The sequence below is a fragment of the Sporolactobacillus inulinus genome, assembly GCF_006539285.1.
In the GTDB taxonomy this organism is placed as follows: domain Bacteria; phylum Bacillota; class Bacilli; order Bacillales; family Sporolactobacillaceae; genus Sporolactobacillus; species Sporolactobacillus inulinus.
Genome location: NZ_BJMS01000010.1, coordinates 24011 through 45701, shown reverse-complemented (window position 1 = coordinate 45701; position 21691 = coordinate 24011). Strand labels below are relative to the sequence as shown.

The window sequence follows — 21691 nt, the reverse complement described above, 5'->3', positions numbered from 1 at the left end:
TTGAGTGCATTCTTTGAAAAAATAGCGCAAAGCAAAAAAAATCAAATCATCCTGTTCCTCACTTATGTCATTGTGACTGGTGCTGGACTGTTCCTTTTGCCGGATTCAACGATTGCCTTCTTGCTGCTGCTTTTCTCAATTCTTATTTTGTATTATCTCAATTTGAATCTAAGAGCAAAATGGGTAACGGGAATTGTCATTCTTGCAGTAGTTGTACCATTTATTGCGAGCTTCAGTGATTCGTATCAAACATATATGGAAGTTGGGACATTGGTCGGCATCTATTGTGCTATGGCTTTAGGACTGAACATCGTCGTTGGTTTTGCTGGATTACTCGATCTTGGCTTTATTGCTTTTTTCGCGGTTGGCGCTTATACGTACGCCATTTTTGCCAGTGATCAAGCGTCAAAGTTTATGCCATTTGGTCATTATCCGCTTTCTGGCGGCACATTTTGGATTTTCATCTTTATTGCGGCGATTGTCGCAGCAATTTTTGGGATTTTGTTAGGTGTACCAGTTTTGCGTGTGCGCGGCGACTATCTAGCGATTGTTACGTTAGGATTTGGCGAGATCATTAGAATCTTACTGAACAATATGGATCATCCGATTAATATTACAAATGGTTCCATGGGGATTGCATCAATCACACCGCCGAGCTTTTTCGGAATCAGTATTGGTTCATCGAATCAGTTCTACTATATTGCGTTTGCGATTTTTCTCCTCGTCATCTATGTGGTTCGAAAACTTGAGTATTCGAAATTAGGACGCGCTTGGAAAGCGGTTCGCGATAACGAAATCGCCGCACAATCAATGGGCATTCCATTAGTAAAAACAAAATTAGCCGCATTTGCTATTGGTGCTTCATTCTCGGGAATGATGGGAGTTGTCTTTGCAGCGAAACAGATGTTTGTTGATGCAACCAGTTTTACCTACCTCGAATCGACTATGGTACTTGTTATGGTCATTCTTGGCGGAATGGGGAGTGTTCCGGGGGTTATTCTCGGTGCTGCTGTCGTCATCATTCTGAGAACACAGGTGCTTACCAATATCTCGAATTGGTTGTCGGCCATGAGTTCGAATTACGGCATCTCAATTCCACCAGCTTTGTCACCTGAAAAAATGCAGCTGCTTATCTTTGGAATCCTCTTAATTGTTTTCGCGCTTTATCGAACACAAGGGTTGATTCCGCATAAAAATCGTAAAGTCGATGTGGCCAAATTGAAAAAGGAGTCGGAACAAGCAGCACTGACGCGTAAAAAAACAGCATCAGGAGGTGCTGACTCGTGAACATTTTGGAAGTAAAACACCTGACAAAGGAATTTGGTGGCCTGACAGCCACATCAGATATTAATATGACGATTAAAAAAAATTCCATAACTGCTGTGATTGGACCGAATGGTGCCGGTAAAACGACTTTTTTTAATATGATTACGGCAGTATACCACCCCACGTCCGGCGACATTCTTCTCAATGGAAAATCGCTTGTCGGATTAAAACCGCATCAAGTTTCTCAGTTTGGTATTACGCGAACCTTTCAAAATATCCGTTTGTTCGAAAACATGACGGTTCTGGAGAATGTGTTGGTTGGTATGCATCAAAATCTAAAGTCTCATTGGATCGGAACATTGCTTCAATTGCCACATATTCGGAAGATTGAAGAAAATGCTAGAACTACCGCGTATGATATCTTGAACTATGTGGGCTTAGAGAACTATGTAAATGAAAATGCAGGCAACTTAGCCTATGGGGCACAGCGACGCTTGGAAATAGGGCGTGCGATCGCAGCAAAACCTAAGGTTTTGCTGCTTGATGAACCGGCCGCAGGAATGAATCCAAAAGAAACCGAACGGTTGACCAATCTCATACATGATATGCGTACGAAGCTTGATGTCACAATTATTCTAATTGAACATGATATGAATTTGGTCATGAAGATTTCCGATTCAATTTATGTGCTGGATCATGGTGAGCTGATCGCCTCTGGGAAACCCAATGAGATCAGGAATAACAAAAAAGTTATCGAAGCATATTTGGGCAAGGGGGCGGTTTCAAATGGCTGAAGCATCGAACCATTTCCTTGAAGTAAATCAAATTGACAGCTTTTATAGTCAGATTCAAGCATTGGAAGGTGTTGACCTTTATATTGATAAAGGTGAAATTGTTACCTTGATTGGCAGTAATGGTGCTGGAAAATCAACAACATTGAAATCAATCAGTGGGCAGGTTCGACCAAAAAACGGATCAATTATTTTTGACGGTCAAGAAATCAGCAAGTTTCAGGCACATAAAACAGCACTGCTCGGCATCGCACAAGTCCCTGAAGGACGGAGAATATTCCCACGGCTCACAGTCCGTGAAAATCTTCAAATCGGTGCTTTTTCCGTAAAAGACAAGCATGTCATTGCGGAACGCATGGAGCGTGTTTTCAACTACTTTCCAAGACTAAAGGAGCGTTTAAATCAAAGAGGAGGCACAATGAGCGGCGGCGAGCAGCAAATGCTTGCGATTGGCCGGGCACTTATGATGAAGCCAAAACTTCTCATGCTTGATGAACCTTCGATGGGTCTTGCGCCGATAATCGTCGAACAAATCTTTGATATTATCAAAGAAATGAACGAAGAGGGCATGACGATTTTGCTTGTCGAGCAAAATGCTTACCAGGCATTACAAATCGCCGATCGCGGCTATGTAATCCAAACAGGCTCCATTGTACTTGATGGCAACGGAGACGAGCTAATGAAAAATGAGCAGGTGAGGGCCGCTTATCTTGCTTGATTCTCAATTATAAAGAAACGTTTGAAATGCTTCATTTACTGTAGCCGGATCAGCATCTTAGCTGATCCGGTTTACTATTTATGATGTCGGCTTAGTGTTTCATATTTGATCGTCAAAGCAATCAAATTATATAATGAATTCATCATCATTTCTTGATCAGCAGTTTAATGATGGTCAGCCGGCTTCATCATTTTGACATATGAAAAAAATGCGAGAGAATGCAGGAGAAAGGGTGTTGTGAATGGCGACAAAACATAAGACTTTTGCAGCTGAGAGTTCAGATGTGAAGCACTTTATTTCCGGAATGAATAAGAAAAATGATCATTATCTGCATGCCGTCATTCATTTTGACACAACAATTGATGAACGCGTACTCATTCAGGCCGTACATGAGTCGCAAAAATTATTTCCGTTACTTTCATGCCGATACGTTGAAGCGGCTGAGAATGCCTATTGGGAAGAAAGCGATTGGAAGGCAAGCGACATGGTGCAAGTCGTTCAAGCGACGGACCGAGAACAGGCAGTTCAAGAGCAACTGACACGAAAGCTCAATGAGAAAGAAGGACCTCAGCTGAGTATAGCGATTATTAGAAAGGACAGGCGAGATTCTCTAGCTGTAATCCTCAATCACATGCTCTGTGACGGTGGAGGGTTTAATGACTACCTATCCCTCTTAAGCGCACAATATTCATGTTTCATTGATGGCAATACTTCCACACACCCGAACGCAGATCATCTCGGTTCGCGTAGCATAAAACAAGTGTTTGACGCGTTGAACGAGGTGCAATTGAACGAAGTGAAACATGCAGCATTGATGAAGCATGAACAAGATGAACGAGACTATCTTCCGCTTAAGGGGGACGAACGGCAGCCCTTTATTATGACGCATCAATTAAGTGCCAAAGCTTTTGATCAGTTGCGGGGTTACGTAAAGAGCAAGGGGGCAACCATTAACGATGCGCTTTTTGCAGCTTATGTCTGTGCCTTATCTCGAGTCATCAAGTCAGACCAAATTATTCTCGATTGTCCGGTTAATCTGCGCAACTATCTGCCAAAAGAGGCCAAACCAGGATTCTGTAATTTAACAGCCAACATTACTTGCATTGTTCCAAGAGATGAAGGAATTGGCTTTGATCAGGCATTAATGCGAGTGAAAAGGGTGATGGATAAGCAAAAAAAGAGCTTTGCGCCGCTGAAAGTTTACTCGGAGCTTGAGGAAACGTATCAACATCATACTCTGACCCAAGCGAAAAAACGGTTTCCAAGTATTTATCGTATTCCTGTTAATGGGATGACAAATATAGGGATCATCGATGAACACAAACTGCGCTTTTCGGGATTAAGCATTCGTGATGTTTTCATTTCCGGCTCGATAAAGTATGCACCTTATTTCCAAATTGCGGTGACCACGTTTCAGAAAAGAATGACGTTCTCAACGAACTTTTACGGAACAAACGAAGATAAAGCATTTATTGATTCATTCATCACAGACTTGATCAACCATCTTCCCATTCAATCATAAGAAAATAGAAAAGAGAGCCAATTTTGGCTCTCTTATTCGTTATGGAAACGGTACTGGTTGATTGCGGTGCTGCTTATGGTCAGTGTGTCTTGATCACCGATCGACTGTTGCACATGGATCTTATTAATCTGTCGATTCAGGGCACCAATTTTCACAGCAATTTGATTTAATTTCCTTTGATCCCATGCATCCTTGGTTGAGAAATGAGTTCGATCTTCCTCGTATTGCCAAACTCTTTTTTCTTGTTCCAGCGCTTTTAATTGGTTATATGTATTCTTTAACGACTGACCGGTAGTGATCACTGTACGAACCTGAGGCACCTGCATCCGTCCGTCCCACCTCTCCCGACTCTATTGACTTTATTATAGGTCAGGATCTTTTTATGAGAAGGGACGAATGATCTATTTTTTATCCAGTTCATTGCCCAAAAGAACCATCACTTATGGCCTAAAAAAGTATGCCCATACCATCGATAATCACTATTCGTTTTGAGTGCTTTTGATGCGCTTGAACAATTTACGGAAACAATAATAGAGAAACAATGCTTTTACCGTCAAATCAATCCCTTGGGCAATCCAAATGCCGGCGATGCCCATTCCGCCCTTTACCCCGAGCAGATAAATAAACAGAACGCGAATGCCCCACATACCGATTGCTGTACTATACAGCGGTGTTTTTGTATCACCTGCTCCTTGAAGCGCTCCGGCGAGTACAAGGCCGACGGCAAGTGGCGGCATGAAAAAAGCATCAATTCGCATCGCTAGTGTTATCATGGATGCTGTATGGACTTGGTCGGTAAACCATACTGCCATCACAGGGGTAAAAAAGAATAACAGGACCCCAGTTACACTCATGATTACAACAGAAATAAGCACGGATAATATGCCGTATGAGTAAGCGAGGGCGTAGTTCTTGGCACCAAGCTGCTTGCCGACGAGCACGGTTGCAGCGACACTTAACCCAAGTCCGGGCAGATAGGCAAAAGTCTCAATATTTTCTGCAATGGCGTTGGCAGCATAGATCTCTGTACCCATATGGACAATTAAACCAAGATAGACAACTTGACCCAGCCGCATAATCAGACGTTCGCCGGTTGCCGGAATGGATAATCGGATAATTTCCCAGGTCAGTTTTCTGAGTTCAGAAGGCGCATGCCGACATAATGAAAAGTGAACCGGCGATTTTTTCATCGCGACTACGAGCAGTGCAGAACCAATCACACGAGTTAGGACAGTCGCAACGGCGGCACCGCCGACTCCGAACCCGGTGAACGAAAAGATGCCGAAAATGAGCAGATAATCAAGTGCGATGTGAATCAGATTCATCCAGAAGCTAATCATCATGGGCGAGACTGTATTTCCAGAAGCACGCAAGACGTTGCCTAAATTGAGCATTAATGAAATGATGAACGACGGCGTGCCGACGATACGAAAATAGAGCGCGCCTTGACGAAGGACCTCACCGTCAGCGCCCATGAGTCTTAGCAAGGGTTCTGCAAAAACAAGCGTGAGCACGCCGAAGATAAAGCCCGTAATCATCGCAATCCATGTTGATCGTCGTGCTGCCTCTTGTGCCGTTATCAAATCACCCGCACCGATATGCTTCGCAATCAACGATGAAGTACCGATACCGATCGCCATGAAAACCGCGATATAGACTGCGAGCAATGTATTCGCCACGCCGACAGCGGTCACCTCAGCCAATCCAAGTCTTGCGACAAAAAGTGTATCAACAAACCCGACGACCGTTTGCAGGAGACTTTCAATCATTGCCGGTAACGCCAAAGCAAGTACAGTGCGGCATTTTGTCTTTAATGATGCATTCAAATTAAATCAACCAGCCTTAATACGACACAGCATAAGTCGCCGCATGAAATTAGTTAAGATGTTTCTTTGTTTAGCAGTTCTTTTTTTGAGATGATGTTCAGTGATTGATCAAATTCGAAGATTACCGGTACCCCTGTAGGAACGTCAACATGGACAATCTCTTCATCAGACAGATTTTCAAGATGTTTCACTAATGCGCGCAATGTGTTGCGATGACTGACCACAAGCACATTATTTCCGTCACGCAGTAATGGTGCAATGTGATCCGTCCAAAAAGGAAGGACACGATCCAATGTTGTTTTCAAACTCTCTCCTCCAGGAAGGGCGTGCGGGTCAACGTAATGGTACCTACGATCATGGATCGGGTGTCTGGGATCGGAAACATTCAGCATCGGCGGAAGCGCATCGTAACTTTTTCTCCAGCGATTGACGCGTTCTTTTCCTTCTTTTTCAGCTGTTTCAGTCTTGTTTCGCCGCTGCAAGGCGCCATAGCTCCGTTCATTGAGCCGCCATGACTTATATACGGGAATCCATTCTTGATGCAATCCTTCTAATATGTAGTTCAGTGATTTAATTGAACGCTTTAATACGGAAGTAAAGGCAGCGTCGAAAATCAAGTTCTGGTTTGCCAATAGAGCCCCAGCGTGTTTGGCTTCTTCAATACCTTTACTTGTCAAATCAACGTCTTCCCAGCCGGAAAACAGGTTCAATTCGTTAAATTCGCTTTCTCCATGACGTACGACAACTAATTTCATGCGTATACCCTCCATACCGCGATCAAAATCCGAAAAACTTGTTACTTGTTAGTATACTTTATTGAAAATGTTTTTCCAATTATCCCGGTGGTATCGATCTAATACAACCTGTATGATAAAAAAGTGGTTCATGCGCCCAGAACGTTATATAATGTTTTTAGCTTATTTATGCAGGATCATCAAGAGAGGGATGATTAAGGTGAAACTGACCGCAACGGAAATTGAAATCGCGGGTATTTTGGAGAAAGATGCACGTCTCACAAATGATGAGCTTGCAAAAATGACTGATCTGAGTGTAGATCAAATCAATCAAATTGTGAAAAAACTTGAAGATCAAAAGGTCATCGTTCGTTATGTATCCCTTGTTGACTGGACAAAGATCGACGGACATCAGGGTGTAACGGCAATGATTGATGTTAAAGTGACACCGAAAAGAGATGTTGGTTTTAATGAGGTTGCGAAACGGATCTATCGGCATAAAGAGGTTAAGTCCGTCTACCTGATGTCAGGAACATACGATTTGTCTGTTCAAGTGGAGGGGCAATCGGTCAATGACGTTGCACATTTTGTCAGTCAGAAATTATCCACAATTGAAGGAGTCATTTCAACAACGACTCATTTCGTCTTGAAGAAATTTAAGCACGATGGGACAATTTATGACTCGGATGATCGGGATAAACGAATTGTGGTGTCGCCGTAATGGTGCTGAAAACATCATATCTCGCAAATCATGTTCGAAACCTAAAACCTTCAGGAATCCGTAAATTTTTTGATGCGACAGCTGGGATGACTGATGTTATTTCGCTCGGTGTCGGGGAACCGGATTTTGTAACGCCTTGGAATGTGCGGGAAGCAGCCATTCTTTCATTGGAGGATGGTCATACTTCCTACACAGCTAATGCCGGCTTGCTGGAACTCCGTGAAGCGATCGCGAAATACGTTGACGATTACTATTGTGTTGCCTATGATCCAGAGCATGAGATTACCGTTACGGTTGGCGCAAGCGAAGCGATCGACATTGCGCTGCGCGCGATTCTCGATCCGGGTGACGAAGTATTGGTGGTTGAACCGTGCTTTGTTTCTTACGCGCCGCTCGTCACTTTAGCCGGAGGTACACCCGTTATTGTCGCAGCAGAAAAAGAGAATGATTTTAAGGTGCAAGCACGTCAGTTGGAAGACGCCGTCACGGAACGAACAAAAGCGATCATGATTTGTTCGCCAAACAACCCAACCGGTTCGATGCTGAGCAAGCAAGAAATGGAGCAGGTTGCCCGTGTTGCTAAAAAGCATGACCTGCTGATTCTTTCCGATGAAATTTACGCGGAACTCGTCTATGACGACCTTTATACGAGTTTCGCCGCAATCGATGGGATGCGGGAACGAACGATTTTAGTGAGTGGCTTTTCGAAGGATATGGCGATGACCGGTTGGCGGCTCGGTTTCGTCTGCGCGCCAGCAGAGATCACGCAGGGGATGCTGAAGATCCATCAATATGCTATTATGTGTGCGTCAACCATGGCTCAATACGCCGCATTAGAAGGTTTACGCAACGGGCGATCCGATATGGCGGAAATGCGTAAAAGTTACCGTTTGCGGCGCAACTTTGTTGTTGAGTCGTTGAATGAGATGGGGCTTGCTTGCTACAAACCTGAAGGCGCTTTTTATACATTCCCGAACATTGAATTAACCGGTATGGATTCCGAATCGTTTGCCACGCGTTTGCTTCATGAGGAACGTGTCGTCGTTGTTCCCGGCAATGCGTTCGGCGACAGTGGTGAAGGGTATGTGCGCTGCTCCTATGCGACGTCAATGGGTCAATTGAGAGAAGCGATGAAACGCATTCATCATTTTGTCGACAATCTTTAATCAGTAGGATTATCGGTTCGTCCGACTCTGTTAAATGGTGATCGCTTGAAAGAGGAGGTCTCACGAATTAATGAGATCTCCTCTTTTTGGTTTTCACGATTGCTTCCCTAAAATCTGTTTTAAAATTGGTCGATGCGTCCAATGTAACCAAGCCGAATTAATCATTTGCCAAGGTCCGTTTCGTGACACTGCACTTGGAACTTTGTCGATGCAGCTGCGTTATTGGAGGCAATAAAAATTTGTTGCGTCGTTTGTCAGGCACGCCCTTTATTGCTGCAGAAGGCGCTATCGAAATGGACGCCAGCTTTTCTAAAGCTAATTCCTAGGTCAATCACCAGATCTGAACCCCTTTTGTCAAAGGAAAATCTGCCCACTCTTGTGAGCAATTTAGCGAGTTTAATCGTGTTTCGCCATGGCGAACACAATAAAGTGTTTTCATCCATTCCCCCTCAATCTTAATCATTTTCTTTTGCGGTTGGTATCTTGGATAAGGTTTATTAGGGAAACGGCGCATCACCATTCATTTGACAAAACGGTTCGTATAGGCTATAAAAAGAGTGTTAGCACTCTTTGCTATAGAGTGCTAATCTTTGCGTAGGAAAACTCATTCACATAGAGGTTCACGAGAAAGGGGATTACTGATGGCAGTTAGAGAATTTAAGGCAGAATCCAAAAAATTGATGGAAATGATGATCCACTCGATCTATTCTCAGAAAGAAATCTTTTTGAGGGAGCTCATTTCAAACGCCAGCGATGCGATCGATAAGATCTACTATCGCGCGCTCACCGATGACGCAATTAATTTTGACAGAGACCATTACTCAATTGAAATCAAAACGGATAAAGAAAACCGCATGTTAAAAATCTCCGATACCGGGATTGGCATGACTGAGGAAGATCTGGAAGAAAATTTGGGTACGATTGCGCAAAGCGGTTCCTTAAACTTCAAATCGGAAAATGAATCGAAAGACGACCATGACATTATCGGTCAATTCGGTGTCGGCTTCTATTCGGCGTTCATGGTAGCTGATAAGGTAACCGTAATCAGTAAGGCTCTGGATAGCGATCAAGCATTTAAGTGGGAATCGCAAGGCATTGACGGGTACACCATCACAACTGCGGACAAGGACTCGGTAGGTACCGACATCATTTTGAAACTCAAGGAAGATACTGAGGATGACAACTACAGCGAGTATTTGGAAGAATACCGTCTGCGCGAAATTATTAAGAAATACTCAGACTTCATTCGCTATCCAATTAAAATGGAAGTTACCGAAAGCCGCCCAAAGAAAGATAACGACAAGGAATTCGAAGAAGTTAAAGAAGTTCAAACGATTAACAGCATGGTTCCGATCTGGCGTAAAAATAAGTCGGAGCTTAAACCTGAAGATTATGAAAACTTCTATAAAGAGAAGCATTACGGTTTTGATACACCGCTGCGTTACATTAATATTCAAGCAGACGGTATGATTCGCTATCATGCAATCCTCTACATTCCTGAAAACATTCCTTTCGATTACTATTCAAAGGAATATGAAAAAGGTTTGGAATTGTATTCAAACGGCGTCATGATTATGGAAAAATGCGCGGATCTGCTCCCGGACTATTTCAGTTTTGTCAAAGGAATTGTCGATTCTGAAGATCTTTCACTAAATATTTCACGCGAAATCTTACAGCAGGACAAGCAGTTGAAATTAATTGCTAAGAATATTAACCATAAAATTAAAAAAGAACTGCAAAAACTGCTGAAAGATGATCGTGAGAAGTACGAAACATTTTTTAAAGCATTCGGTCGCCAGTTGAAATATGGCGTTTACTCGGACTTCGGTCAGCACAAGGATGACCTTCAAGACCTGCTGATGTTCTATTCGTCAACAGAAAAGAATAGGGTTACTCTGAATGAATATGTTTCACGGATGCCTGAAGAACAAAAATATATCTATTATGCAGTCGGCGATTCAATCGAAAAAATCGGTAAACTTCCGCAAACGGAACTTGTAGCAGATAAAGGGTTTGAAATCCTCTACTTCACTGAAGATATCGATGAATTTGCGATCAAAATGCTTCAGAATTATAAAGAAAAAGCATTCAAATCCGTATCCAGCAGTGATCTTGGCATTGAGGATGACACAGAAAAGAAACAGGATGAAGCGGAAGAAAAGGCGAATAAAGGTCTATTTGATAAGATGAAAGAAGTTCTCTCTGATCAAGTGAAGGGTGTTCGTGCTTCGAAACGCTTGAAATCATATCCGGTTTGCTTTGCAACGGAGGGCGAAGTATCGATTGAAATGGAAAAAGTACTGAATCAAATGCCGAACAATGAAAACATTAAAGCGGATAAAGTTCTTGAAGTGAATACAAACCATGACGTTTTTAAAGCTTTAAAGGCCGCTTTCGATCTAAATGATCAGAAAAAGGTTACCCTTTATACGAGTCTTTTGTATAATCAAGCGCGATTAATTGAAGGGCTTCCAATTCAAGACCCCGTTGCCTTCTCCAAAAATATCTGTGAGTTAATGGGCTAAAAGCAGACGATCTCTAATTTAAGAAAGCTGTCGTTTCATGATCAACAGGAAACGGCAGCTTTTTGTGTTTCATAAAACGTTAGTTAATTCGTGTTCCGCCTGCCGCGAGTAACTTTTCAGTGCAAAGCATTGATTCTGTTATGATAGAATTGAGAGAAATAGATCTTATCTCACGGATCGAATCATTTTTTCGACCATTAAAGGAGTATAGCGACGGCATCCGTGGTAGAAGAGTCGGTTCTTAGCTCGCTTATCCATGCGGATGCAACCGTTGATCGGCAGGGAAGGCCGATTCACTCATTCTGCGACGCAATGAAAGCACGTCAAGCGGAGCACCCAGATGCGCAAATCGCTTTTTTGATGGATAAACTTGGGCTTAGCATGACGTAATCATCGTTTATATACCGTAGATAATTTAAACCTTGTGCAGACAGGAGGAACGACTCATGTTATCAAATCAAATCGTAACGCAGCTGCCCCTTAAATCGATTGATGGCGTTCAATCGGTACCTGGCGGCGACATCAATGATGCATACAGCATCGACTCAGGCGATCAACGCTACTTTTTAAAACTTCATAAGCACACCGACGACAACTTTTTCACCTCAGAGGCCACTGGGCTGGCACTGCTGGGAAGGGTCGCACGTACGCCAAAAGTCATACATAAAGGAGTGATCGGAACTCAGGATTACTTAATCCTTGAATGGATTGAACAGGGGACACGTCGGAATGAAGCAAAGCTTGGCCGCGTCCTTGCGCAAGTACATCGACAAACAGACCCGCTATTCGGCTTTGCATTTAATAGTTACGCCGGTAAGCTGCCCCAGGATAATCGGCGTGAAAAAGATTGGGCAACCTTTTATCTTGAACGAAAGCTGGGACCACTCATTGGTTATGCAGCAGAGCGCGGATATTGGAATGTTACGCGTCAACAGGCCTTTGAACGATTCGCCGAACGATTTGCCCAAACCTACAAAAACCGCACCGTGACGCCAAGTCTGCTTCATGGTGATCTTTGGGGTGGAAATATCATGTATGATCGAAACGGTGATCCGGTCCTGATTGATCCATCTGTTTTCTATGGGAACCGGGAAATGGATTTGGCGATGACGCTGCTTTTTGGAGGATTCGGATCTGAATTTTATCAGGCTTATCAAGAAGCGTATCCTCTTGAAGAAGGGTGGCGCGCGCGCGTTCCCTGGTATCAGTTGTACTATCTTCTTTGTCACTTGATCATGTTTGGCGAAGGCTATGGTGCTGCAGTTGATCATGCGCTTAGAAGTTAAACTACAGAAATAAAATTATGTAAACTCAATGATTTGAAAGCAAACGCTCTGCTAGCCGAATTGATGGTGTTGAACGAACGGATAACTGGCCGAATTTACACCAATCAATTACAGGTTTTTGGCAGGAGCATTTCAGCCTCCACTGATGATTCTGCGTTAGTACAGAATCATATTTTATCCCATTCCATCGCAAGATCGAGTGCTGCTAGGAACAATGAGACGATAAATTTGGTTTCCGGATGGATAAAGATTCCGGTCAATTGATCATCAAGTGACGAAATGATTGCTATATTTATGAAAAATGCAGTGAGAAAAAGAAAAATCCATTTAATCTGCCATTTTTTTTACCTTGAAGTAGTGAACGACATAAATAAATCCTTTGAGTACGACCTCACCGATGAGACTGAATGCGCAATAAAAAATCGTAAACATAAAGAGCGTATTGAAGTCATCGTAATGAATCCCTAATAAATTAAAAAGGCCAATAAACCCAAAATAAAGCGCACCAATGGTCATGAGAACCGTTGCAATAACGACGATTGTGATGAGCGAAATGATTAAAGCCTTTAAGCGCAAAGGCAGTTTTTTGGGGTTGTGTTTCACGCAAGACACTCCATAAATCTATGTATTCGTACAGCCATTCCAGCGTACTAAAAAAGTATAGCACAGAATGGCTAATCGAAAAGGATCAAACGCCAATTCCATTCAATTTTGATTGTGATGTAAGTGGTGAGGAGAGAAACACATTTAAACCCGCAGCACACTTTTGAAGCCGCGGGTTTAAAAGGATCGTTTTCTTTTGATTAGGCGATAGGGATACCGCCGGTGACGCCATAAACTTGTCCGGTTACATAACTGGATTCTGTTGAAGCAAGCAATACATATACAGCGGCTAATTCTGCAGGTTGACCGGCCCTTTTATAAGGTGCACTTTGTCCGAACTTTGCAATGTTTTTTTGTAATTGTCCGCCACATATTTGAAGCGGCGTCCAAATGGGACCGGGAGCAACTGAATTGACGCGGATTCCTTGATGAATTAACTGTTTGGCAAGTCCTTTTGTAAACGCAACGATGGCACTTTTTGTTGGCGAATAGGCAAGAAGATCCGGGTTTGGATCGTAGGCCTCAACAGAACTTGTGGTAATAATGGAAGCTCCTTTTGGCAAGTGCTTTAATGCCGCTTTTACAATCCAATACATGGAGAAAACATTGGTTGCAAAATGTTTGATCAGAACATCGGACGGGATATCACTAATGCTTTCGTATGCTTGCTGCATTCCAGCAGATAGAACAAGTGTATCCAAGCCGCCCAGTGCTTTAACGGTTTGGTCAATCATTTGCTGACAAAAACCTTCGTCTGCAAGATCTCCGGGAATCAGGACGGCTTTTTGACCGGCATTTTCGATGAGCATCTTTACTTCATCAGCGTCTGGTTGTTCATAAGGTAAATAATTAATGGCAACATCAGCACCTTCGCGCGCGTAAGCAATTGCAGCCGCTCGTGCAATTCCTGAATCTCCGCCGGTAATCAGCGCCTTTCTCCCTACTAGCTTTCCGCTGCCCTTGTAAGTCTTTTCACCGCAATTAGGGATTGGGGTCATGCGCGATTGCAGACCGGGAGCCGGCTGTTCTTGTTTCGGATAGGTGCCTGATGTGTATTCCTTTGTAGGATCATGAACGATAGTATTAACCATTTTTTCTCCTCCTTTTTAATGCTGCGTGAATGGTTAGAACGTTTTCGTTTATCCGTTATAGGATGAACCGTGCGGATCGTTTTTATGTAACATGACTTTGCCGGCAGTTACCCAGCATAATAAAGATGCACTGCAATAAAATGAAAACAAGCTTAACGCGTGGACTGCTACATCCTTAAGTTCAAAATGGGGGATTCGAATGAACAGAAAATGGAGTGTGCCTTTTCGATCTTGGATCATTAATAGTCTGATTTGTGTGCTTGCTGCCCTTGTCATCACCTTCATGGGTAAGCTGATTCATTTTAAAATCAATGCGATCGGTTTCTTGATGATATTAAGCGCAACAGCTCTCGGTTTGTTTCTTGTTTATCAAAACAAGATTCAATTTAAGTATTTTTTTCATGGAAAGCAGCGTAGAGCGTTGTCTGCAAAACAAACGTTTTGTATCATTGCAGTGATTGTTCTTCTCATTATCTTGGCACCGCTTATTTAGGATATAATTTTAACAGGTTCGACAAAGGAGCACTGATCACATGTCTCGGTCTCGGTGTATAATCAATCATTGGATTCATTGAATCATAATGGTTCAATAAAATAATTATGTAAACATAAACAGTTGCTCGTTTTGAAAGGGGATGTATGCTTGAGTCAGTTACGTTCAAACTTTAACTTTATAAGAGAAATGGTTACTGAGCTTACAGTTCGTCCTCCCTTTCAACGGTTTGCTTTATGTTTATTAGAAAAAGGGGAAACGATTTGATTTATGTCATCATTTATTGAAAAATTACCGGGTATTGGACTGGCGACCGTACTTGCCCTTCCCGCATGGCTGATCGGATCCTATTTTCCGATTGTCGGCAGTCCGGTTATCGGCATTTTGCTCGGTTTGATGCTCTCCTTTTGGAGGAAGCCGGCAGCTTTGCATCCTGGAGTTGTCTTCACGAGCAAGAAGGTCCTTCAGTATGCCATTATTTTAATGGGGTTCGGGTTAAACTTGTTCAATATCCTCCATGTTGGCGGACAAACACTGCTGCTGATGATTTTCACCTTGACTGCAGCCTTCCTCAGTGCATATTTAGCAGGGAGGCTGCTGCGGACTGAAGGGCGAACAACGACATTAATTGCTGTAGGAACGGCAATTTGTGGCGGATCGGCAATTGCGGCTGCCGCTCCGGTTATTCGCGCGAAAGATGAGGAAGTCGCGCATTCCATTTCAACGATTTTTCTTTTTAATGTCATTGCTGCTTTTTTATTTCCATTTCTTGGTCACCTCTTTGGCATGAGTAATGACCAATTTGGTTTATGGGCAGGAACGGCGATTAATGATACATCGTCTGTTGTTGCAGCAGGATATACATACAGTCATGATGCGGGCAATCTTGCAGTCATTGTCAAGCTGACGCGGACCTTGATGATTATACCGGTAACGCTGGCACTCGCATTTATTTTCGCGCGAAAGAGCAGCGACCAAGCCGGCTCCTATCGTTTTTCAAAAATTTTTCCTTGGTTTGTGCTTGGATTCACAGCTGCATCTGTCGTAACCACTGCTTTTTCATTGCCACAAGGTTTAACGACCGGTCTGACAGCAATCGGGAAATACATGATTGTCATGGCCATGGTCTGTATTGGCTTGAACACGAACCTTGTCAGGCTGATTAAAAACGGCATCCGACCCATCTTACTTGGATTGATTTGCTGGTTTGTGCTGGCAATTGTCTCACTATTTGTCCAACATTGGCTGTTTTAATCAAAAATCGTCGATAAGTTTTTGACGAATGATCGCAAAGCGAATAGGAAAAGAGCTCCTCAATGTTTAACTCTATAAGTAGCATATACTTATAGACTCATTAAGGAGGGACTTTAATGCGTGCGGGCGAGGAATCGATTGGTTTTTTCACAAAACTTGCTGCTGAAAAATTAGGAATTACCAAAAATAAACTCAGACATTTGACGATGGCTTTAGAAAAACATGGTTACCAATTTACACGTAATAAAAGCAATCAACGGATCTATTTCCAAGAAAACCTGGAGATGATTGAAAAGTTACTCCAAAAAGTGAAAAATGATGTGACCATTGATGAAGCTGCGCAATCGCTATGCGAGGGGAAAGAAAATAGTTATCCTCCTGCCGTTGAAGAGACCGTACTGCCTCAGGCGCGTAGAAACGTTTTTTTGCCCGATTCGCAAATTCACTCAATGATTGAACAAGTCGCGGCCTCTGCGGCTGAGCAGGCAGCAAATCAAGTGATGAAAAACTTTAGTACTGAACTTGAACGCAGAATTGAGCTTAGAGACAAGCAGCTGATGCTGCGCTTAAGAGAGATGACTGAAGAGAAGAAAAGGCATAAGAAAGGGTTGTTTGCCAAAATCTTAGGTCAATAAAAAAAGACAGGCTGGCAATGGCCAACCTGTCTTTTTTTATTCGTGATATTCAATTGCTGCATAGTCTTTATTTCGTTTGAAGAGCGCTTGTGCATAAGAACAAACGGGTTTAATTCTTTTTTGGTTGTTCATAGCGAGTGCAACAACTGCTTGAATTAATTGCTGCGCAATGCCCTTTCCGCGGTAATTCGAATCGACGAAGGTATGATTAATGCTCAGTACGGTAGGGGGATCTTCAGTAAAGGTGACTTCACCGATCTCTTTGTCACCATCAAGCATATAAAAACGGTTCGTTCCTTTTTTTAATTCCATTGTCAGCCCTCGATTCTCTTTTCTTTTATTGAACCATAAATGTATCCGCTTCATCAACTGAACTGCACCTTATTTGTTCGGAATCCTTTCGATGTGGCAAAAGCTCAAAAATTACGCAGATATATTGGATCCTTTGTCCCTAACCTTAAAACCATTGGCACATAAGCTATTTATGTAAGATCAATTAAGAATCAGGAAGGAGTAATTCTATGAGCTGGAATAACTTCGATTATGGAAACCAAGGGTGCGGATGCGGAAGAGACGATAATAACTACGGTGGTGACTATGACCGCCGAGATCGGGACCGCGATTGCGGCAAAAAGTTACTGGAAGGTATTTCAAAGAACGACTTTATTAAAGTCTTTTTGAAGAATTCAAAACCAGTTAAGGGATTTTTCGCCGGGGTTTCTAAAAATGTGTTGACTTTGTTTGACTGCGAGTGTCACTTTGTTTCCACAATCGATATCTGTCTCGATGATATCGTTGCGGTTAAATCATTCGAAAAGCGTGTTCATGACTCAGGGTGTTCACATGCACCGGCACATGATGACTGAATCCGTCAATTATGAACTGAACCGATAGGGTTCCGTTGATTGAACTTAAGGGGAATGCCTTAAGTTCTTTTTTTGAACTTAAGATCACGGGTATTGCCCATTCTTGCAAGTTTCGGTTTGAAACGGTAAGATGAGATTAAATTTGCAGACAGGCTTTTCATAAATTAAGCAAATCGATCAATGGAGTGAACCTCATGTCAAAAAAGAGAACGTTTGCCTTTGCAGCAGCCTTAACGGGTGCAGCCGCAGCCGCAGTAACTGCGGGAGTGTATCTTCGTCAAGAAGCCGCAAAACGAAAACCGTTTGAAATTGAAGAAATGACGATCAGCAGAATGCAAAAAGCGTTAAAGATTGGACAAGTGACTTCAAAAGAGCTGGTGCAGATCTACTTGGACCGTATTGAACGTTTTGATAAAGACGGGCCAACATTGAATGCTTTTTTAGAAGTGAATCCGGATGTACTGCATGATGCGGAAGCATGCGATGTGAAACGGTCAGTTACGAAAAATATTGGCCCTCTGTTCGGGATTCCTGTGATCGTTAAAGATAATATTAATACTGCCGGCGCGATGCACACGACCGCGGGCGCAATCGCTTTAGAGAACAATCATGCTGCAAAAGACGCTTTTGTGGTCACTCAGCTGAAAAAAGCGGGGGCAATCATTCTCGGAAAAGCAAATCTTACAGAACTTGCTAATTTTGTTTCAGAGGGAATGCCTAATGGTTACAGTTCGCTTGGTGGACAAGTCCGCAATCCATACGGCGCGTCCTTTGATGTTGGCGGCTCAAGCAGCGGAACTGCCGCCGCGGTTGCTGCCAATTTAGCCGCGATTGGCGTTGGAACAGAAACTTCCGGTTCGATCATATGCCCGGCCGCCTATCATTCACTAGTCGGCATAAAGCCAACGATTGGTGTGGTAAGTCGGAGCGGAATTGTGCCGATATCACACAGTCAGGATACTGCAGGACCGATTGCGCGAACCGTGCAAGATGCCGTGCTTTTGTTCAACGCGATGACGGGAATGGATGAAGATGACGAAGAGACGATTTGGAGCCAGGGCGATGTTGCCAAAGATTATACCGTCTTTTTAAAGCGCGGCGCGTTAAAGAATGCCCGTCTGGGGATTGATCGACGCTTCTTGGAATCAGTTAGTAATGAAAAAGCAACATTGATCGACCGTGCACTTGACCACATGCGTGATAAAGGCGCAGTTATTGTTGATCCGGCGGTTATCCCGTCAGCCGATTCATTAGAAAACCGCGAATCCTCAGTCATGCTCCAGGAATTTAAATATGATATGAATCGCTACTTACACCAACTGTCTGATGACGTTCCGGTACATACGCTCTCTGAACTGATTGCGTTCAATAAGGCGCACGCGGATCGGGCATTAGCCTATGGGCAAAGCCTATTAGAAAAGGCAGATCAGCGAAGCGGCGACCTGAGCGAGCGTCAGTATCTTGTTGATCGTGCGGAAGACTTGCGGCTATCAAGAAAAGAAGGTATTGATGCAGTGATAAAAACGCGCAAACTGGATGCGCTGATCTTCGCTGATTATCAGGGATCGGATATTGCGGCAAAAGCCGGTTACCCCTCGATTACCGTTCCCGCCGGTTACACCTCTGCCGGAGAACCGGTTGGAATCACCTTTGTCGGCATGGCGTACAGTGAACCGCGCTTAATCGAATTGGCCTATTCTTTTGAACAGACAGCAGAAATACGTGTAAAACCGCTTCTTTAACGAAAAATAGTTTTGATGCGCCTATGTGCACATGGGCTTCATGCGTTTAGGATTTGCCAAAAATTGTATACTTCTTATTTTGAGAGAACAAAAACAGATCGAGCGATCATGCTCGATCTGTTTTTCGTTAAACTGCGTATATATCTGAACCCTTTGATCATGCTTTTCATTCATTGTTTTTTTTAGGCTGCCGCTGATTTAATCCGTTATCGGCATCATTGATCGAAAATCCTTCTCCGAAGACTTCGTGAACGTCATTGACCGTAACAAAGGCATTGGGATCAATTTCATGGATCAAGCTTTTTAGACGGAACACTTCATTGGGGCTGACAACGCAATAAAGTATATTCATCTTCCTCCCCGTGTAGCCGCCCTTTCCGTCAATGAGCGTAACACTTCGATCGAACAATTGAATAATTTGATCTGCAATCTGATCGCTCTGTTTTGAGAAAATCATAACTGCTTTTGCGGCATAAGCGCCTTTTTGAATCACATCAATCATACGCGCACCGACAAACACAGCGACCAATGTGTACATCATTTGCCGATAGTCCAAGTAGCATAGTGAAAGAACAATGATGATCGCGTCAAGAACGAGCATCGTTTTGCTCATCGCCCACCCATATTTTTTATGGGTAATGCGCGCAATGATATCCGTTCCGCCGGTGGTTCCTCCATAGCGAAAAATGATGCCCAGTCCACTGCCGATGAAAGCACCGGCAAAGAGTGCAGCAAGGAGCAGATCATGCTTTAATGAAAAATCAAAGGTAATCCAATGCTGAAAGATAAAAAGGAACACTGAGAGGGAGAACGTTCCAATCAATGTATAAATAAATTCATTTCTCCGAAAGAATCGCCAGCCTGCGAAAAATAAAGGAATATTAATCACAATATTGCTTATTGCGGGATCAAACGATACTAAATTATATAAAATCAGGTTAATGCCGGTAACCCCGCCCTCGGCCAATGTATTTTTCATATTGAAATTCACTAACCCAAATGAAAACACGGCTGCCCCAAGCAGAATAAAGAGAATATTTTTTGCTTGTAAATTGAGTTTCATGTACCTACAGCCCTTTCGTATCAAAGTCGCAACCTTAATCATACGGTTTACAAAATAATACTTCAATACCCATGAAGCGGCAATGATAAAACAATTTCTTTGAATGATTTTCATCGGATGGAAAACAGTGGTATAATCCAACTGCAATCAGTGTTTTTTTGGCATACCGCTCTTTTTTTCGCTAAAATGGAAAAGCAGGGGTGAGGGGATTGTTATGGAACAGAAACCATTAAAAAAGTTTCAAGATGATGTCGACGCATACATCGGCCAATTTAAAGAAGGTTATTTTTCGCCGCTAGCGCTTACTGCTCGATTGACGGAAGAGCTCGGTGAACTGGCGCGAGAAATAAATCATTATTATGGCGAGAAGAAAAAGAAACCGACCGAAGCTGAAAAAACCGTTGAAGAAGAGCTTGGCGACTTGCTCTTTGTCGTCATCTGCATGGCGAACAGTCTGCATATTGATTTAGGACAAGCTTTGACAACGGTGTTGGATAAATTCCAAACGCGTGACAAGGATCGGTGGACAAGAAAATAAGGAAAGGAACTCAAATAACATGACTGAGAAAAAAGAACTTCGCATTATTGTAGCCGGACCGAGAGGACGAATGGGTTCGGAAACCATTCGTATGATCGAGAAGGCGCCCGATCTGACACTGGTGGCTGCGGTTGACCATGGTCATGATGGCGCACGTGTTTCAGAGCTGGTTCCAGGAGCAGAGGAAGCAAGTGCAAAGATTTATACGGACATTGACGCTTGTTTTTCGAATGAGCAAGCGGATGTCCTGATTGACTTCACCAATCCTGAGTCAGGAAAACGCAATCTTCAAAAGGCAATTGATTATGGCGTACGTCCGGTTATCGGTACATCCGGATTCAGCAATGATGAAGTTGCGGCATACCGTGCACAAATGGATCAAAAAAAACTTGGCGGCATCATTGCCCCAAATTTTGCAATCGGTGCCGTGCTTGTGATGAAGTTCAGTCAAATGGCTGCAAAGTATTTCCCCGATGCAGAAATTATTGAATTGCATCATGATAAGAAGAAGGATGCGCCATCTGGAACAGCTGTTAAAACAGCTGAACTGATGACAAAAACACGCCAAGCAAAAAAACAAGGTGCAGCCGATGAAAAAGAGACACTTCCAGGCGCACGCGGCGCTGATTATGAAGGAATGCGGATTCACAGTGTTCGTCTTCCTGGGTTAATCGCCCATCAAGAAGTCCTTTTCGGCGGTAAAGGAGAGCTGCTCACGCTTCGTCATGATTCCATGGATCGTGCTTCATTCATGAACGGTGTGCATTATGCGGCAGAGACAGTAATGGATTTAGAAACATTAGTATATGGACTTGAAAATATTCTTGATTAAATGACATGGACGAGCATCC

The 21691-nt window shown here is 43.1% G+C and carries 22 protein-coding genes; 15 read left to right on the top strand and 7 right to left on the bottom strand.

Translation table 11 applies throughout. The features are described 5' to 3' along the window. From SIN01_RS02290 to SIN01_RS02275, 4 genes are all read left to right on the top strand, one after another. A complete protein-coding gene (locus SIN01_RS02290) occupies positions 1–1287 on the top strand; it encodes an ABC transporter permease subunit (RefSeq protein WP_039744262.1) in 1287 nt (428 codons plus the stop codon). After that, a complete protein-coding gene (locus SIN01_RS02285) occupies positions 1284–2060 on the top strand; it encodes an ABC transporter ATP-binding protein (RefSeq protein WP_010023175.1) in 777 nt (258 codons plus the stop codon). Before SIN01_RS02290 ends, SIN01_RS02285 begins: the two co-directional genes overlap by 4 nt. Then, positions 2053–2775 (top strand): ABC transporter ATP-binding protein, encoded by a 723-nt coding sequence (locus SIN01_RS02280; RefSeq protein WP_010023174.1) that lies wholly within the window; start codon positions 2053–2055, stop codon positions 2773–2775. Before SIN01_RS02285 ends, SIN01_RS02280 begins: the two co-directional genes overlap by 8 nt. 241 nt (positions 2776–3016) lie before the next feature. Then, on the top strand, positions 3017–4297 hold the full coding sequence (locus tag SIN01_RS02275) for a condensation domain-containing protein (RefSeq protein WP_010023173.1): 1281 nt from the start codon (positions 3017–3019) through the stop codon (positions 4295–4297). Between the two features lie 32 nt (positions 4298–4329). On the opposite strand, the gene SIN01_RS02270 is transcribed toward SIN01_RS02275, so the two are convergent. From SIN01_RS02270 to gpmA, 3 genes are all read right to left on the bottom strand, one after another. Beyond that, positions 4330–4623 carry a hypothetical protein gene (locus SIN01_RS02270; RefSeq protein WP_010023172.1) on the bottom strand — a complete coding sequence of 98 codons (294 nt, stop codon included), beginning with the start codon at positions 4621–4623 and terminating at the stop codon, positions 4330–4332. Positions 4624–4776: 153 nt separating this feature from the next. Continuing rightward, a complete protein-coding gene (locus SIN01_RS02265; RefSeq protein WP_141305926.1) occupies positions 4777–6066 on the bottom strand; it encodes an MATE family efflux transporter in 1290 nt (429 codons plus the stop codon). A gap of 110 nt (positions 6067–6176) precedes the next feature. Then, on the bottom strand, positions 6177–6878 hold the full coding sequence (gene gpmA / locus SIN01_RS02260; RefSeq protein ID WP_010023169.1) for a 2,3-diphosphoglycerate-dependent phosphoglycerate mutase: 702 nt from the start codon (positions 6876–6878) through the stop codon (positions 6177–6179). Between the two features lie 199 nt (positions 6879–7077). Here gpmA and SIN01_RS02255 point away from each other — a divergent pair, with 199 nt between their 5' ends. The 4 genes from SIN01_RS02255 (at position 7078) to SIN01_RS02240 (ending at position 12555) form a co-directional block, all read left to right on the top strand. Further along, entirely contained in the window at positions 7078–7578 is a 501-nt protein-coding gene (locus SIN01_RS02255) for an Lrp/AsnC family transcriptional regulator (RefSeq protein ID WP_010023168.1), read from the top strand. Further along, positions 7578–8744 carry an aminotransferase gene (locus SIN01_RS02250; RefSeq protein WP_010023167.1) on the top strand — a complete coding sequence of 389 codons (1167 nt, stop codon included), beginning with the start codon at positions 7578–7580 and terminating at the stop codon, positions 8742–8744. The genes SIN01_RS02255 and SIN01_RS02250 overlap by 1 nt, the downstream gene beginning before the upstream one ends. A 641-nt stretch (positions 8745–9385) precedes the next feature. Continuing rightward, a complete protein-coding gene (gene htpG, locus SIN01_RS02245) occupies positions 9386–11269 on the top strand; it encodes a molecular chaperone HtpG (RefSeq protein WP_010023165.1) in 1884 nt (627 codons plus the stop codon). 446 nt (positions 11270–11715) lie between these two features. Beyond that, complete coding sequence (locus tag SIN01_RS02240) at positions 11716–12555, top strand: fructosamine kinase family protein (RefSeq protein WP_010023162.1); 840 nt, start codon at positions 11716–11718, stop codon at positions 12553–12555. Between the two features lie 327 nt (positions 12556–12882). On the opposite strand, the gene SIN01_RS02235 is transcribed toward SIN01_RS02240, so the two are convergent. Together SIN01_RS02235 and SIN01_RS02230 are read right to left on the bottom strand one after the other, a co-directional pair. Beyond that, positions 12883–13158, bottom strand: a complete 276-nt coding sequence (locus tag SIN01_RS02235) for a YrvL family regulatory protein (RefSeq protein WP_010023160.1) — start codon at positions 13156–13158, stop codon at positions 12883–12885. A 200-nt stretch (positions 13159–13358) separates the two neighbouring features. Then, positions 13359–14249 (bottom strand): SDR family oxidoreductase, encoded by an 891-nt coding sequence (locus SIN01_RS02230; RefSeq protein WP_010023158.1) that lies wholly within the window; start codon positions 14247–14249, stop codon positions 13359–13361. Positions 14250–14448: 199 nt separating this feature from the next. Between SIN01_RS02230 and SIN01_RS02225 the strand changes: the two genes are divergently transcribed. From SIN01_RS02225 to SIN01_RS02215, 3 genes are all read left to right on the top strand, one after another. Continuing rightward, positions 14449–14742: a hypothetical protein gene (locus tag SIN01_RS02225; protein WP_010023157.1), complete on the top strand. Its 294-nt coding sequence runs from the start codon at positions 14449–14451 to the stop codon at positions 14740–14742. 270 nt (positions 14743–15012) lie between these two features. After that, positions 15013–15996, top strand: a complete 984-nt coding sequence (locus tag SIN01_RS02220; RefSeq protein ID WP_010023155.1) for a YeiH family protein — start codon at positions 15013–15015, stop codon at positions 15994–15996. Between the two features lie 116 nt (positions 15997–16112). Continuing rightward, positions 16113–16631 (top strand): MerR family transcriptional regulator, encoded by a 519-nt coding sequence (locus SIN01_RS02215; RefSeq protein WP_010023153.1) that lies wholly within the window; start codon positions 16113–16115, stop codon positions 16629–16631. 36 nt (positions 16632–16667) lie between these two features. Here SIN01_RS02215 and SIN01_RS02210 read toward each other — a convergent pair whose 3' ends face one another. Next, positions 16668–16997 carry a GNAT family N-acetyltransferase gene (locus tag SIN01_RS02210; RefSeq protein ID WP_010023152.1) on the bottom strand — a complete coding sequence of 110 codons (330 nt, stop codon included), beginning with the start codon at positions 16995–16997 and terminating at the stop codon, positions 16668–16670. A 155-nt stretch (positions 16998–17152) separates the two neighbouring features. Between SIN01_RS02210 and SIN01_RS02205 the strand changes: the two genes are divergently transcribed. Beyond that, positions 17153–17497, top strand: coding sequence for a hypothetical protein (locus SIN01_RS02205; RefSeq protein ID WP_141305925.1), 345 nt, complete (start codon positions 17153–17155; stop codon positions 17495–17497). Positions 17498–17691: 194 nt separating this feature from the next. After that, positions 17692–19239 carry an amidase family protein gene (locus tag SIN01_RS02200; protein ID WP_010023150.1) on the top strand — a complete coding sequence of 516 codons (1548 nt, stop codon included), beginning with the start codon at positions 17692–17694 and terminating at the stop codon, positions 19237–19239. Positions 19240–19405: 166 nt separating this feature from the next. Here the strand turns inward: SIN01_RS02200 and SIN01_RS02195 are convergent, their stop codons facing one another. Next, positions 19406–20302, bottom strand: coding sequence for a YitT family protein (locus SIN01_RS02195; RefSeq protein ID WP_010023148.1), 897 nt, complete (start codon positions 20300–20302; stop codon positions 19406–19408). 214 nt (positions 20303–20516) lie between these two features. Between SIN01_RS02195 and SIN01_RS02190 the strand changes: the two genes are divergently transcribed. Together SIN01_RS02190 and dapB are read left to right on the top strand one after the other, a co-directional pair. Then, positions 20517–20840 (top strand): nucleotide pyrophosphohydrolase, encoded by a 324-nt coding sequence (locus tag SIN01_RS02190; protein ID WP_010023147.1) that lies wholly within the window; start codon positions 20517–20519, stop codon positions 20838–20840. Between the two features lie 19 nt (positions 20841–20859). Next, positions 20860–21672, top strand: coding sequence for a 4-hydroxy-tetrahydrodipicolinate reductase (gene dapB, locus SIN01_RS02185; RefSeq protein WP_010023145.1), 813 nt, complete (start codon positions 20860–20862; stop codon positions 21670–21672). Positions 21673–21691 lie beyond the last annotated feature (19 nt).

Coding starts and splice junctions, on each gene's coding strand:
- SIN01_RS02280 (WP_010023174.1), top strand. CDS start 2,053: ATGGCTGAAGCATCGAACCATTTCCTTGAAGTAAATCAAATTGACAGC.
- SIN01_RS02275 (WP_010023173.1), top strand. CDS start 3,017: ATGGCGACAAAACATAAGACTTTTGCAGCTGAGAGTTCAGATGTGAAG.
- SIN01_RS02270 (WP_010023172.1), bottom strand. CDS start 4,623: ATGCAGGTGCCTCAGGTTCGTACAGTGATCACTACCGGTCAGTCGTTA.
- SIN01_RS02265 (WP_141305926.1), bottom strand. CDS start 6,066: ATGATTGAAAGTCTCCTGCAAACGGTCGTCGGGTTTGTTGATACACTT.
- gpmA (WP_010023169.1), bottom strand. CDS start 6,878: ATGAAATTAGTTGTCGTACGTCATGGAGAAAGCGAATTTAACGAATTG.
- SIN01_RS02250 (WP_010023167.1), top strand. CDS start 7,578: ATGGTGCTGAAAACATCATATCTCGCAAATCATGTTCGAAACCTAAAA.
- htpG (WP_010023165.1), top strand. CDS start 9,386: ATGGCAGTTAGAGAATTTAAGGCAGAATCCAAAAAATTGATGGAAATG.
- SIN01_RS02240 (WP_010023162.1), top strand. CDS start 11,716: ATGTTATCAAATCAAATCGTAACGCAGCTGCCCCTTAAATCGATTGAT.
- SIN01_RS02230 (WP_010023158.1), bottom strand. CDS start 14,249: ATGGTTAATACTATCGTTCATGATCCTACAAAGGAATACACATCAGGC.
- SIN01_RS02225 (WP_010023157.1), top strand. CDS start 14,449: ATGAACAGAAAATGGAGTGTGCCTTTTCGATCTTGGATCATTAATAGT.
- SIN01_RS02220 (WP_010023155.1), top strand. CDS start 15,013: ATGTCATCATTTATTGAAAAATTACCGGGTATTGGACTGGCGACCGTA.
- SIN01_RS02215 (WP_010023153.1), top strand. CDS start 16,113: ATGCGTGCGGGCGAGGAATCGATTGGTTTTTTCACAAAACTTGCTGCT.
- SIN01_RS02210 (WP_010023152.1), bottom strand. CDS start 16,997: ATGAAGCGGATACATTTATGGTTCAATAAAAGAAAAGAGAATCGAGGG.
- SIN01_RS02205 (WP_141305925.1), top strand. CDS start 17,153: ATGAGCTGGAATAACTTCGATTATGGAAACCAAGGGTGCGGATGCGGA.
- SIN01_RS02200 (WP_010023150.1), top strand. CDS start 17,692: ATGTCAAAAAAGAGAACGTTTGCCTTTGCAGCAGCCTTAACGGGTGCA.
- SIN01_RS02195 (WP_010023148.1), bottom strand. CDS start 20,302: ATGAAACTCAATTTACAAGCAAAAAATATTCTCTTTATTCTGCTTGGG.
- SIN01_RS02190 (WP_010023147.1), top strand. CDS start 20,517: ATGGAACAGAAACCATTAAAAAAGTTTCAAGATGATGTCGACGCATAC.
- dapB (WP_010023145.1), top strand. CDS start 20,860: ATGACTGAGAAAAAAGAACTTCGCATTATTGTAGCCGGACCGAGAGGA.